A 12,912-nucleotide genomic window follows, 5' to 3' on the forward strand; every position below is an offset into this window, starting at 1 on the left:
TCGGCAGCCAATTTCCGGCAAATGTGTCCTGATTGACGGTCATGAGGTCATCGGTTTCGTTGAAATTCTGGCAATGATTATAGCTGACAAAGCCTTAACACATCGCTACCCGGCCTGCGAGCCGTCCGACTTGCAGCAAAGTCGAACTCCATTATATTCCCTATATGATTGATCTGTTTACGACTTATTGGCCCCACATATTGGCGACGCTATCTGTCATCATGGGTGCCAGTGCCGCCATTCATGCGACGATGACGAAGCAGGAGGTGCGCACGGCGCTGGGCTGGGTCGGCGTGATCCTGCTTTCACCCGTCGTGGGGGCCGTGATTTACGGAATCGCCGGCATCAACCGCATCCGCCGCAGTACATTGGGCCAGCAGCGCTCGCTGATGCATGGCACGATCATGGATCGCGTCGCCCGTTTCGATGCAGACCATGATCTTGTGGTGGAGCGTTTTGGTCGCCGTTTCGTCGCCATGAAAAACGTAGGCGACCGGGTTACCCGCAACGCCCTGACGACGGGCAACGAGATCGAACCGCTCATCTCCGGCGACATCGCCTATGCCGCCATGCTGGAAGCCATCAGCAACGCAAAACGATCCATCATTCTGGAAACCTATATCTTCGATCAGGATCGGATCGGGCTGCGCTTTGTGGAGGCCCTGGCGCAAGCGCGCGACCGCGGCGTCGAGGTGCGGGTGCTGGTCGATGCGGTCGGGGCGCGTTATTCCGTTCCCAGCATCATGCCGAGCCTCAAGAAAGCGGATATCCATGCCGCCGTTTTCAACGGCAACGTGATCATGGGATTGCGCCTGCCCTATGCCAATCTGAGAACGCACCGCAAGATTCTGGTGGTCGACGGGCGGATAGCCTTTACCGGCGGCATGAACATTCGCGAAGTCTTTACCGCCGAGTTTTTCGGTGACCGCCAATCGCGTGACACCCATTTCAAGGTGAGAGGTCCGCTCGTCGCTGATCTGTTTACAGTTGCGGCTGAGGACTGGCGGTTCACCACCCGTGAATTGCTTGATGGTCCGGTCTGGGATGTCACCCTTCCTGAGGGCAAGCCGGGCTCAGCGGTGTTTGGCCGCGTGGTGCCATCGGGGCCGGATAACAGCATCGAGACCAGCCACAAGATGCTGATGGGCGCGTTTTCGGTCGCGCGCTCGTCCATTCGCATCATGTCCCCCTATTTCCTGCCGGACAGGGAGCTGATTTCGGCGCTGACGACCGCCGCACGGCGCGGAGTACAGGTCGATATCATTGTTCCCGCAAACAACAATCTGACGCTTGTCGACCATGCAATGACCGCGCAGTTCGATCAGATACTGAGAAACCAATGCCGCATCTGGCGTGCCACGGGCGCGTTCAATCACTCCAAACTCCTCGTCATCGACGACCGCTGGTCCTATGTCGGATCATCGAATCTCGATCCACGGTCATTGCGATTGAACTTTGAGGTGGACATAGAAGTTATCGATGACAGGTTTGCCCACGCGGTTTCCGAAAGAATGGCGGAAGCCATGGAACAGGCGACGCCGGTGAAGCTGGAAGAACTGCGGGCAAGGCCATTTGTCCTTCGCCTGTTCGAACGGGTTTTATGGCTGGCATCGCCGTATCTTTAAGGAGCCCGGCAAGACCGTCGTATATTCGCATTATAGCTTTGCGAAATCGGCTGAAGTGATTGAGGAATGAGGATTTTTGATGCGAGACAAGAAAATGATGCGCACGAAACCGGAAAGCCTTTCCTCGGTTCTCATCACATCCTTTCGCAATCGCAAGAAACGTCAGAGTGAAAGCGACACATGCAGCGAAGAGGGCTTTCCCGTTATTGCATCCTACAATGTCCATAAATGTGTCGGGCGGGATCGCAAATTCGATCCGGATCGCATCTGCCACGTCATTCAGGAAATCGGTGCCGACATCATAGCCTTACAGGAAGCCGACAGCCGGTTCGGCGAACGTACGGGCCTGCTCGATCTTATCAGACTGGAGCGGGATTGCGGACTTGTACCGGTTCCCATTGCGGCCGGCACAAAGGCGCATGGCTGGCACGGCAATGTCGTTCTGTTCAAGGAAGGTGCCGTTCGCGACGTGCACCGCCTCAAGCTTCCCGGTCTGGAACCTCGCGGAGCGCTGGTTGTGGAATTAGAACTGAAGCTGGGCGGAACGCTGCGCATCATTGCCGCACATTTTGGTCTGCTTCGCCACTCGCGCGCGCAACAGGCTAAAGCACTGGTGGAACTGTTGAGCACGCGTGACGAACAGCCAACCATCCTGCTTGGGGATCTCAACGAGTGGCGATTGGGGAATGGCTCTTCCCTCAATACATTCCGCGAAGCTTTCGGCACATTGCCGCCCGCCGTTCCAAGCTTTCCATCGGGCATGCCGGTCTTGGCGCTGGACAGGATCATTTCCAACCGCGTTGGCCTGATCGATAATGTGACAGCGCATGATAGCGCGCTGTCACGCATTGCATCCGACCATCTGCCACTGAAAGCAGCTATCCGGACCGATATTCTTACCGCGTGAAAAGGCGGGGCAGCCTGCTGCGCCCGCCTTTAGCCATCAACGAAGCAGGGATTTTGCTTCCTCGATACCCAATGCCGCTGGCTGGGTGCAGGTGGTGGTCAACTCGACGAAGCGACCTTCCTCACCCGATTTCAGGATCGATGTCATGACATCGATACCGTGCAGCGAACGATCCAGCGAGCACCGTGCATCGCGTCCCTCGGTCAATGCAATGGCCATGTCTGCCAGACCTGCCGTGCGATAGTTCGCGCGCGCACCCTGCGGGCTTTCCTGATTGGCGATGCCGAAGGGATGATCCCAGTTTTCGAGCGGCTTGATGTCCTTATCGCGACCACTGGCCTCGACAACACCGCCGAAGAAGTTGGGGTCCGGCACATAAATCGAACCTTCAGTGCCATAGAGCTCCATATTGGCGTGGCGATGAGACCAGACATCCCAGCTGGCTGACAGCGTGATCGTCGCGCCATTTACGAATTCCAGAAGAGCATGGATATTCGTAGGCGTTTCGACTGGAATGATTTGACCGTTCAGCGGCTGGCTGGTGACGGTACGGGTTGGATTTGCCATGGAGGTCAAAGCACCGACGCGTTTGACGGGCCCGATCAGATTGATGAGATTGGCGATGTAATAGGGACCAAGATCAAGGATCGGGCCGCCACCGGCGAGAAAGAAGAAGCCGGGATTGGGGTGCCACATTTCCATGCCGGGGCTCATGACATGGCATGTACCGGAAGTGATGCGCCCAACCTTGCCCTCATCGATATATTTGCGGGCAAGCTGATGCGCGCCACCGAGAAACGTATCCGGTGCGCAACCGACGGCGAGCTTCTTTTCCGTTGCGATACGCCGCAATTCTTCGCCTTCTTCCAGCGTGAGCACAAGCGGCTTTTCCGAGTAGACATGTTTGCCCGCTTCGAGAATGGCCTTCGAGACACCAAAGTGGGCGGATGGGATGGTAAGGTTCACCACCACATCGATTTCGTCGTTCTGAAGCAGTTCCTCGATGGATTGCGCTTTGACACCGTATTCTTCGGCTCTCAGCTCTGCGGCACTGCGGTTAAGGTCTGCGCAGGCCAGAACCTTCAGGCCCCTGAAAAGCGGGGAGAGCGAAAAATAGGTCGTTGAGATATTGCCGCATCCAATGATGCCGACGCCAAGTTCCTTGGCCATGAATGTCACTCCGGATTTTGGATTAGTAGCTGTTGAAGGATGCGATCGATCGGGTGATCAAACGGTCGACATCCTTTGGATTGTCATGTTCGACGACATAATATTTGACGGCGGTTTTCTTCAGCACATCGACAAGACCTTTCCAGTCCACCGTGCCGTGGCCAACATCCGCCCAGCCGTCCTCATCCGTATTTTCACCGGCTGGCGCGATGTCCTTCACATGCACAGCCGTGATGCGGCTGGCGTAACGTTCGATCCATTCAAGCGGATCGGCCTTGCCGCGAATGATCCAGGCAATGTCCGCTTCCCACTCCAGCTCAGGTCCGCCTTCAAAGATTTGCTCCTGTGGTGTGGAGCCGTCTTCCAGCTTCACGAATTCGAAATCGTGGTTGTGCCAGCCAAAGGCCAGACCTGCGTCGCGGTAGCGCTTGGCAGCCTCCTGAAGACGCTTGCCGAAAGCCAACCAGCCAGCGGCGTCGGTTGGGCGCTGATCAGGCATGAGGTGCGGGCAATAGATCGTTTCAACGCCCAGAATTTTCGCGATGTTCAGCGCTTTCTGCGGCTCTTTCTCCAGCATGTCTAGACCGAAATGGCCGGTCGGCATGGTCAGATTATTGGCGTCGAGGTCGGCGCGCAGAGCCTTGAGTGCAGCATCGTCCATTGTGCCGTAAATGCCGCCGAAGCCTTCGACATGGGCGTAGCCTGCCGCTGAAAGCTTCTTGAGAATATCCGAAAGCGGCGGGAAGTTGCGCGCGCTGTAAAGTTGAAAGCCGAGTTTCGTCATCTGTCTCTCCTGACATTGGGACGGTGTCTGGTGGAATGAAGGGTTGTCTTAGATGCGCTCTTCCGTCGTCGCATCGAACAGTGAGGCCATGGACATATCGAAGGCGAGCTTGACCTTCGTGCCGGGCGAGAAGCGCCGGTGCCCGCCAACGCGAACCGAAAGCGTATGACCGGCGAGCTTGAGCCAGATAAGGTTATCCGCACCCATCGGCTCTTCGATATCGACCACAGCGTCGTGGATGTCGCCACCAGTGATGTCGTTATCGACTCGCACATGCTCCGGACGCACGCCGAGAACGGCAGGGGTTCCTGCGGTGAGTGGCGTGGAGGCATCATATCCATCGAGGGTGAAGCTGACGCCATTGGCCACGAATTCGACCTTGCCGTTTTTATCAGCCAGTTCGCCGCGCAGGAAATTCATGGACGGGGAACCAATGAAACCGGCAACGAACAGGTTCTTCGGCTTGTTGTAGATCGAAATCGGATCATCCAACTGCTGGATGACACCGCTTTTCATGATGGCGATGCGGTCTGCCAGCGTCAGCGCTTCGATCTGGTCATGCGTGACGTAGATCATTGTGTTTTTCAGCGACTGGTGGAGCCGTTTGATTTCTACGCGCAGTTCCGAGCGCAGTTTTGCATCAAGGTTGGACAGTGGCTCATCGAACAGGAACACATCCACGTCGCGCACCAGTGCGCGCCCGATGGCCACACGCTGACGCTGCCCGCCCGAAAGCTCGGCGGGCTTTCTTTTCAGCAGCGGCTCGATCTGCAGAATGCCCGCCGCGCGCTTCACGCGCCGGTCGATCTCATCCTTTGGTACCTTTGCTACTTGCAGGCCAAAAGACAGGTTCTTTTCCACCGTCATCTGCGGGTAGAGCGCGTAAGACTGGAACACCATACCGATGCCGCGATCTTTCGGCTCTTCCCAGGTGACGTTGCGGTCCTTGATGAATATCTGCCCTTCCGTCGGCTCCAGAAGTCCGGCGATGCAATTGAGCAATGTGGATTTTCCGCAGCCGGACGAGCCGAGAAGAACGAGAAACTCACCTTCGTAAATATCGAGATTAAGATCTGTCAGCACGTTGACCGCACCGAATGACAAAGACAGGTCGCGAATGGAGACGCTTTTATTCATGAAGCTTAACCCTTGACTGCGCCTGCGGCGATGCCGCGGACAAAAAGTCTGCCTGAAACGAAATAGACGAACAGCGGAACGGCACCGGTGAGAAGGGTTGCCGCCATGTTGACGTTGTATTCCTTCACGCCTTGAACCGAGTTGACGATATTGTTGAGCTGAACCGTCATCGGGTAATATTCCGGTCTGGTGAAGACGACGCCGAACAGGAAGTCGTTCCAGATACCGGTAACCTGCAAAATCATGGCCACCACGAAAATCGGCAGCGACATGGGCGCCATGATGCGGAAATAGATCTGCCAGAAATTCGCACCGTCGATACGCGCCGCCTTGAACAACTCCTCTGGCAGACCGGCAAAGTAGTTGCGGAACAGTAGCGTGAGGATCGGCATGCCGAAAATCGTATGAACGATGACAAGTCCCGTAAGCGTGCCGTAGATACCCAGTTCACGCAACACGATCACGATGGGATAGATCATGACCTGATAGGGAATGAACGCACCGATGATGAGAATGGAAAAGAAGAACTCAGACCCTTTGAACTTCCAGTTCGCCAACGCATAACCGCTAACTGAAGCGATCACGATCGATACGATGGTAGATGGGATCATGATCCGCACTGAGTTCCAGAAACCGCGCGACAAGCCATCGCAGTTCAAGCCTGTGCAGGCATTGGCCCAGGCCTTGACCCAGGGCTCGAAGGTGATTTCCAGCGGTGGGGCGAAAATATTGCCCATGCGGATTTCCGGCATGCCCTTCAGCGATGTAACGACCATCACGTAAAGCGGCAGCAGGTAATAGAGAGCAGCAACGGTCAGCGTGCCGTAGAGTATGATATTGCGTCGGGACAGGCGCTTGCGCGGTTTGCGTCCGCGCGGACCGCTGACGTCGTTCGAAACGGCATCCACGCCTGCAGCAACAGTGTTGAGCGTCGAGATATTAGCCACGCTTGCGCCCTCCAAATTCGAGGTAAGCCCATGGAACGATGATGATGGCAACGGTGAGCAGCATCATGGTGGAAGCGGCAAAGCCCTGCCCCAGATTCTGCGCCTGAAACATGTAGTCATAGACATATTTCGCAGGCACTTCCGATGCGATGCCGGGACCGCCGCTGGTTTGCGCGACAACGAGATCGTAGACCTTGACGATGCCGCTGGCGATGATGACCAGCGTGGTGATGAAGACGGGGCGCATCATGGGAATAACGATGAGAATATAGGTCTTCCACATGGGAATGCCGTCCACTCGCGATGCCTTCCAGATGTCCTCATCGATGCCGCGCAGACCCGCAAGCATAAGGCACATCACAAGACCTGTTCCCTGCCACAGCGCGGCAATGAGAATACCGTAGATAACGAGCTGGGAATTATAGAGCGGATCGAATGTGAAGTTTTCCCAGCCCATCGAACGGACCACGGACTGAATGCCGAATTCCGGGTTCAACAGCCATTGCCACACAAGACCGGTGACGATGAAGGACAAGGCAAAGGGATAAAGGAAGATCGTTCGGAATGTATTTTCAAAGCGAATTTTCTGATCCATAAGCGCTGCTAGCACGAAGCCGATGACAAGGCTGAAGATCAACGAAAGAATACCATAAATGGCCAGGTTCTGGATGGAAATGATCCAGCGCGGTGCCGCCCACAGACGCTCATATTGCTCGAAGCCGATAAAGTTCGCACGCGGCAACAGCTTGGAATTGGTAAAGGAATAAACGACTGTCCAGATCGTTCCGCCCAGGAAGATGACCATCGCGGTCAGGATCATGGGTATCGATGCAATCTTAGAATTCAGATTGCGGAACAGCTGGTTTGGACGACCAGAATGGCTTTTGACTGCCATGACCACTCCCTATCAATCATAATGGTTGATTGTGCAGCGGGTAGCTTGCAGCCATTCCGCGGCACATTCCAGACACGCCACAACAGCGTTTTAAGGTCTGGCAAGGAGGTGTCTGAACCGTGAGGCGAACCGCCCGGTTCAGACAGTACAATCAGTCTGCAGAAGAGATGATATCAGCGAAACGCTTCTGGGCCGCTTCAGCCGTCAGAGATGCGTTGGCGAAAAACTCCGCCATCAAATCTTCTTTCTGCTTTTGCGTATCGGCGGAAATCAGCTGATCGGTGCTGGGAAGAACACTGCCCTTCGCCAGAATGGCCAGGCCCTTCTTCATGCAGTCATTGGCCGCACCAAGGTCAACGTCGCCTCGGATCGGCAAGGAACCCTTCTTCAGGTTGAACGCAACCTGCGTCTTGGGATCGACGATGACTTCGGCAAGAACTTCCTGCGCCTTGGACTTGGCTTCGTCTTTCAGCAGCGGGAAATAGAAAGCGTCGCCATTGGCTGTCAAATATTCATTGAGGCCGAGCCCTGGGAGGCAAGTATAGTCCGTGCCAGCTTTCTGGTTGGCAAGCTGAAACTCGCCCTGCGCCCAGTCACCCATGATCTGACCGCCGGCTTTGCCGGTGATGACCATGTTGGTTGCCTGGTTCCAGTCCTGAACGTTCGAACCCTTGGTCAGCTTACGGGCTTCATCGGCAGCAGCGAAGATTTTCTGCATGTCCGCGCCAGCGGCGACGTCGGCGTCCTTATCCTTATAGACTTTTTCGTAAAGGTCTTTGCCGCCCAGCGAAATCATCAGCGTGTCGAACAAACCATTGGCCTGCCAAGCCTGCCCACCCAGGGCGAGCGGCTGAATGCCAGCCTTTTGAAGCGCTGGAGCGGCGGCAATGAATTCAGTCCAGTTTTTCGGAACTTCAACGCCAGCCTTTTTGAAGGCAGCATTGGAAAGCCACAACCACTGCCAGGAGTGAATATTGACAGGCGCGCAGTAAATCTTGCCATCTATGGTGCAGCTATCGAGCAGGCTGGCCGGCTTGATGACCTCTTTCCAGTTGCCTTTTTCCGCAACATCCGTGAGATCCCGCATCAGACCCGACTGAACGAGTTCTTCTGCCTGACGCCCATGGTTGAATTGGGTTGCACCCATTGGGTCACCGCCGGTGATGCGGCTGATCATAATTGGCCTTGCGGTACCACCGGAACCAGCAATTGCGCCATCGATCCATTTATTTCCAGTTGCATCAAACGCCTTGGCCAGCTCTCCCACCGCGGCGGCTTCACCACCCGATGTCCACCAGTGCGTCACTTCGAGGTCAGTGGCTCCGGCTATACCTGCCGGAAGCATGACACCAGCCGCCAAGGCGGCCAAAATAGAACGAATGCGCATGAGTCTCCTCCCTCACTGAAACGTTGCCGTAAAAACCTATGCGAAACATCATGGTTCTGCAACAGCATGATCGATAAAAAAACCGTGCGCTCAATAAGTAAATTAAATCAATATTTTAGATGTATGCTTTGGCCCGGCATTGCTATAGCCGTGGTGGCAAGCAGGCGAATTTGAGCCGAGATTACAACAAACACGATGAGAGGTCGCTGGCCCTAAAATTCCATCATCGATGCACACATCTATTTTAAGAGGAGTTCAAATGGAAAACATGTATTGCAGCAGATTTCACCGCATTGAAGCGGCTGTAAAAACCCGACAATACAAATCAAATTTAAACAACCAAAGCCAGACTTGATGTATATCAAAAGTAGTGAAAAACATATTTTTGAAAGATTTCAATAAATTAAGGCAATATCGCCACAACTCTTAAAATACGTGCGACTAATCGCAACCGCAATTAACCACGCCTTAACCAATCGAACGATATCAATAAGCTAATATGATAGCTATGCAAAACACATAATGACGACGGTCATGAGTGTGACCCTATCGTGACGAGTTGCATGACGCCGACTCGAATCTCAAAAAATGTATCGATTTGGAACGCTTTCTTGCTTCGGCAGGGACGGCGAAGTCGTGGACGTTTCTGAATTTCATTGGGCTTTACCAAGGACTTACTTTGGTAGCGAAAGACTTGTCTTTCACTTCGTGCTCGTTGCCCTGTGCCATTCCGCTTGAGACCCGACCTACCGCCGAAAGGCCTCCAGAATGCAGCCATTGCAGGATTGCCGGACCGTGTCCGGCGTCAAGCAGCATGCACGCGAAAATAGAATCGAAGACGATCGAGGATGTTTAGGAAAAACTGATGACACCAGAACTGCTCTCTTTACCTCCCTCGCTTTCCATACGCGGCGCGGCTGCCGTGCATGAAAGCCTCCTCGACGCTTTGAAGACGAACAAAGCCATCACCGTCGATATTCCTGACGATGCTCAGGCCGATCTGAGCTTCATCCAGCTCATCGAGGCATCCAGAGTCTATGCCCGGACGGAAGGCAAATACATCACACTGACGAAACCCGCCTCTCCCGGCATTGTCGATACGCTTCGGCGCGGTGGTTTCCTCACGACTATGGATGAGGCGTCTCGCCTCTTCTGGCTGCATGGAAAGGAAATTCAATGAGCGCCAACATTCTTACCGTCGATGATTCTGCAAGCATCAGAATGACAACGAAGATCGCCCTGACGAATGCCGGATATCAGATCACGGAAGCAGTCGATGGTGCAGATGGTCTGACCAAGGCAAAAGGCGGCTCATTCGACCTCATCGTTACCGATCTCAACATGCCGAACATGAACGGCCTGGAAATGATCGAGGCACTGCGCCAGTCGCCTGCTCATACGGGTATTCCGATCATCTTCCTGACCACGGAATCCGATGCGGATATGAAAGCACGCGCAAAAGCCGCCGGTGCCACTGGCTGGGTTACCAAGCCTTTCGATCCGGAAAATCTCGTCAAAATCGTCAGGAAGGTTCTTGGTAGATGACCATACTGGACCCCATTCAGGTTTTCAGAACAGAAGCAGCCGAGCTTTTCGAACAGATCGAAAGCGGCCTGCTCGACCTGTTGCATGACCTGTCCAATCAAGGGCAGATCGACGCCGTATTCCGCGGCCTGCATACCCTCAAGGGGTCCGGAGCCATGTTCGGTTTCGAGGCATTGGCCGCCTTTACCCACCATTGCGAAACCGCATTCGACCGCGTCCGCAAGGGAGAAGTGCCTGCAACCAGCGAACTGATCGCAGCCGTCCTTGAGGCTCAGGATCACATGCGACGCCTCGTAGACAATCCTGCAACCGCTTTTCCTGAGACGGGTGATCGCCTGCTCGCAAAGCTGGAAGCAGCTGTTGGAACCGGCGCAAGCACCGTCCAGCACACGTCCCAGAAAGCCGCGGTCGCCAAGGCTGACGAACCATCCGTCGCTACATGGCAGATCGATTTCAGCCTGCCTGCCAATGCCATGGCCAATGGCACCAACCCGCTGGGCCTGCTGGACGAACTGGCTGAGCTTGGAGAATGCACGATTGCTGCGAACACGGCAGGCATTCCCGCGCTTGATACGATTGACCCGACCAACCTTTATTTGTCCTGGTCGGTTACGCTGACAACGGATCAACCGCGCTCGGCCATCGACGACGTTTTCATCTTCGTCATGGACGACATGGAAATCGACGTCAAAAAAATCTCGAGCGAGCCTGCTCCATCCGCAGAAATCGTGCCGCCACCGGCACCGGTCGAAGAGGCGGCCAAGGCAAACCCTGCCGCCGCGCAAGCCAACGCCGATGGCAAGCAGAACAAGAGCGCCGAAAACGTTCGCGTTCCTGCCGAGCGCCTTGACGAATTGATGGACCGCGTCGGCGAACTCGTCATTGCCCAGTCGCGTCTGTCGCAGCTGGCCAATACCAGCGTCGATATTCAGCTTCGTTCCGTCTCGGAAGATGTAGAACGCCTTTCTGGCGAGCTTCGCGACACGATGATGGTGCTTCGTATGGTGCCCATCACGCAGCTGTTCGGCCGCTTCCGCCGCCTCGTCCACGATCTCGCGCGCGAAACCGGCAAGCAGATCGAGCTTGTGACAGAAGGTGAAAGCACCGAAGTCGACAAGGCCGTCATCGAACGTCTTGCCGATCCGCTCGTGCACCTCGTGCGCAATTCCTGCGACCACGGTCTTGAAACCCCGGATGAACGTATTGCAGCGGGCAAGAGCCCTGCCGGTCAGGTAACCCTGATCGCACGTCAGACCGGCGGCGATGTAACCATCACCATTCGCGACGATGGCCGCGGGATTGATCGCCAGCGGGTACGGGCAAAGGCAGAATCCTCCGGCCTCGTTGCAGCGGGCGCCACGCTGACGGATCAGGAACTTCTGCAGATGATCTTCGAGCCCGGTTTTTCAACCGCTGCTCAGGTCACCAATCTGTCCGGCCGCGGCGTTGGCATGGATGTGGTGAAGAAGACCATCGAAGCCCTGCGCGGAACGATCAACGTCACCAGCACGCCCGGCGCAGGTTCGGAAATCACGCTTGCCATTCCGCTTACGCTGGCGATCATCGACGGCCTCCTCGTGCGGGTCGGCTCCGGCTGCTACGTCATTCCGCTGTCTGCGGTGGAAGAATGCCTTGAGCTTTCTCCTGAAAATGACGTCAAGTCGCGCGGACGCTCGTTCATTTCGCTGCGGGAAAGCCTTGTTCCGTTCATTCGCCTTCGCGAGCTTTTCCATACGGGCACCAAGCCCGACCAGTTCCAGAAAGTCGTCGTCATCTCCACCGGATCGGAGCGTGTCGGTCTCGTCGTCGATCAGATTATCGGCGACCACCAGACGGTCATCAAGGCGATGTCGAAACTGCACCACGATGTCGCGACCTTCTCAGGCGCAACCATTCTGGGTGATGGCAGCGTCGCCCTCATTCTCGATGTCGGACACCTCGTGGCCGCAGGCCAGCAGCAGGAGGCGCAAATGCGTATTGCCGGATGAACCAGCCACTTTTGAAACAGCCCGAAGACGTGTGGGGCAGCAGCGACGACCTCGAAGTCCTGACATTCAGCATCGAAGGTGAAACCTTTGCCATCGAAGCCGTGCAGGTTCAGGAAATTCTCGATCTTCTGCCTGAAACCGCCGTTCCCGGCAGCAAGCCATTCGTGGCCAGCGTCATCAATTTTCGTGGCAAGGTCATTCCGCTGGCCGATATCCGTCTGGCCTTCGGCATGGGTGCTGCTGAAAAAACCATCGACAGCCGCATCATTGTCATCGAGCTACCGATTGAAGGCGAACGGACGCTGGTCGGCCTGCGCACGGACAAGGTTTACGAGGTCACGACCTTCTCCAAATCCGCCAGCGAGCAGCCGCCAAGCGTCGGCATGCGGTGGAGGCCGGACTACATCAAATGCCTCGTCAAACGCGGAAGCGAATTCGTCATCCTTCCCAATCTCAATGCGATCTTCACGTCACAGCCCGACACATCCGTGAAAGGCACTTCCCGCAACAACATCGTAGAACTCTAA

12 protein-coding genes are annotated in these 12,912 nt (G+C 55.5%); 6 read left to right on the forward strand and 6 right to left on the reverse strand.

Going from position 1 to position 12,912, the window contains the following annotated elements:
- Positions 1–164: 164 nt before the first annotated feature.
- Positions 165–1,625, forward strand: a complete 1,461-nt coding sequence (locus tag ABUK73_RS09910; protein WP_353577135.1) for a phospholipase D-like domain-containing protein — start codon at positions 165–167, stop codon at positions 1,623–1,625.
- Positions 1,626–1,722: 97 nt separating this feature from the next.
- The gene (locus ABUK73_RS09915; RefSeq protein ID WP_353577279.1) at positions 1,723–2,532 is read left to right on the forward strand and encodes an endonuclease/exonuclease/phosphatase family protein; all 810 of its coding nucleotides are present in this window, start codon (positions 1,723–1,725) and stop codon (positions 2,530–2,532) included.
- Between the two features lie 36 nt (positions 2,533–2,568).
- On the opposite strand, the gene ABUK73_RS09920 is transcribed toward ABUK73_RS09915, so the two are convergent.
- The 6 genes from ABUK73_RS09920 to ABUK73_RS09945 all read right to left on the reverse strand — a co-directional run bounded on the left by ABUK73_RS09920 (position 2,569) and on the right by ABUK73_RS09945 (position 8,852).
- Positions 2,569–3,702, reverse strand: a complete 1,134-nt coding sequence (locus ABUK73_RS09920) for a Gfo/Idh/MocA family protein (RefSeq protein WP_353577136.1) — start codon at positions 3,700–3,702, stop codon at positions 2,569–2,571.
- A gap of 22 nt (positions 3,703–3,724) precedes the next feature.
- Complete coding sequence (locus tag ABUK73_RS09925) at positions 3,725–4,486, reverse strand: sugar phosphate isomerase/epimerase family protein (RefSeq protein ID WP_353577137.1); 762 nt, start codon at positions 4,484–4,486, stop codon at positions 3,725–3,727.
- Positions 4,487–4,534: 48 nt separating this feature from the next.
- The gene (locus tag ABUK73_RS09930; protein ID WP_353577138.1) at positions 4,535–5,623 is read right to left on the reverse strand and encodes an ABC transporter ATP-binding protein; all 1,089 of its coding nucleotides are present in this window, start codon (positions 5,621–5,623) and stop codon (positions 4,535–4,537) included.
- 5 nt (positions 5,624–5,628) lie between these two features.
- Positions 5,629–6,570, reverse strand: coding sequence for a carbohydrate ABC transporter permease (locus ABUK73_RS09935; RefSeq protein ID WP_113086656.1), 942 nt, complete (start codon positions 6,568–6,570; stop codon positions 5,629–5,631).
- Positions 6,563–7,465: a carbohydrate ABC transporter permease gene (locus ABUK73_RS09940; RefSeq protein ID WP_353577139.1), complete on the reverse strand. Its 903-nt coding sequence runs from the start codon at positions 7,463–7,465 to the stop codon at positions 6,563–6,565. The genes ABUK73_RS09935 and ABUK73_RS09940 overlap by 8 nt, the downstream gene beginning before the upstream one ends.
- Before the next feature lie 151 nt (positions 7,466–7,616).
- Positions 7,617–8,852: an ABC transporter substrate-binding protein gene (locus ABUK73_RS09945; RefSeq protein ID WP_113086658.1), complete on the reverse strand. Its 1,236-nt coding sequence runs from the start codon at positions 8,850–8,852 to the stop codon at positions 7,617–7,619.
- An 865-nt stretch (positions 8,853–9,717) separates the two neighbouring features.
- On the opposite strand from ABUK73_RS09945, the gene ABUK73_RS09950 reads away from it, so the two are divergent.
- Genes ABUK73_RS09950 through ABUK73_RS09965 form a run of 4 tightly spaced genes read left to right on the forward strand, consistent with a single transcriptional unit; the run spans position 9,718 to position 12,912 of the window.
- A complete protein-coding gene (locus tag ABUK73_RS09950; protein ID WP_353577140.1) occupies positions 9,718–10,032 on the forward strand; it encodes an STAS domain-containing protein in 315 nt (104 codons plus the stop codon).
- A complete protein-coding gene (locus ABUK73_RS09955) occupies positions 10,029–10,397 on the forward strand; it encodes a response regulator (protein WP_113086660.1) in 369 nt (122 codons plus the stop codon). Before ABUK73_RS09950 ends, ABUK73_RS09955 begins: the two co-directional genes overlap by 4 nt.
- Positions 10,394–12,385: a chemotaxis protein CheA gene (locus tag ABUK73_RS09960; RefSeq protein ID WP_353577141.1), complete on the forward strand. Its 1,992-nt coding sequence runs from the start codon at positions 10,394–10,396 to the stop codon at positions 12,383–12,385. Before ABUK73_RS09955 ends, ABUK73_RS09960 begins: the two co-directional genes overlap by 4 nt.
- Entirely contained in the window at positions 12,382–12,912 is a 531-nt protein-coding gene (locus ABUK73_RS09965) for a chemotaxis protein CheW (RefSeq protein ID WP_353577142.1), read from the forward strand. Before ABUK73_RS09960 ends, ABUK73_RS09965 begins: the two co-directional genes overlap by 4 nt.

The organism is Agrobacterium vacciniicorymbosi, from assembly GCF_040427045.1.
Lineage (GTDB): Bacteria > Pseudomonadota > Alphaproteobacteria > Rhizobiales > Rhizobiaceae > Agrobacterium.

What these genes read in the sequence shown, in the direction of transcription:
- ABUK73_RS09920 (WP_353577136.1), bottom strand. Translation starts at nt 3,702, where the DNA reads ATGGCCAAGGAACTTGGCGTCGGCATCATTGGATGCGGCAATATCTCA.
- ABUK73_RS09925 (WP_353577137.1), bottom strand. Translation starts at nt 4,486, where the DNA reads ATGACGAAACTCGGCTTTCAACTTTACAGCGCGCGCAACTTCCCGCCG.
- ABUK73_RS09965 (WP_353577142.1), top strand. Translation starts at nt 12,382, where the DNA reads ATGAACCAGCCACTTTTGAAACAGCCCGAAGACGTGTGGGGCAGCAGC.
- ABUK73_RS09955 (WP_113086660.1), top strand. Translation starts at nt 10,029, where the DNA reads ATGAGCGCCAACATTCTTACCGTCGATGATTCTGCAAGCATCAGAATG.
- ABUK73_RS09940 (WP_353577139.1), bottom strand. Translation starts at nt 7,465, where the DNA reads ATGGCAGTCAAAAGCCATTCTGGTCGTCCAAACCAGCTGTTCCGCAAT.
- ABUK73_RS09945 (WP_113086658.1), bottom strand. Translation starts at nt 8,852, where the DNA reads ATGCGCATTCGTTCTATTTTGGCCGCCTTGGCGGCTGGTGTCATGCTT.
- ABUK73_RS09915 (WP_353577279.1), top strand. Translation starts at nt 1,723, where the DNA reads ATGCGCACGAAACCGGAAAGCCTTTCCTCGGTTCTCATCACATCCTTT.
- ABUK73_RS09930 (WP_353577138.1), bottom strand. Translation starts at nt 5,623, where the DNA reads ATGAATAAAAGCGTCTCCATTCGCGACCTGTCTTTGTCATTCGGTGCG.
- ABUK73_RS09960 (WP_353577141.1), top strand. Translation starts at nt 10,394, where the DNA reads ATGACCATACTGGACCCCATTCAGGTTTTCAGAACAGAAGCAGCCGAG.
- ABUK73_RS09950 (WP_353577140.1), top strand. Translation starts at nt 9,718, where the DNA reads ATGACACCAGAACTGCTCTCTTTACCTCCCTCGCTTTCCATACGCGGC.
- ABUK73_RS09910 (WP_353577135.1), top strand. Translation starts at nt 165, where the DNA reads ATGATTGATCTGTTTACGACTTATTGGCCCCACATATTGGCGACGCTA.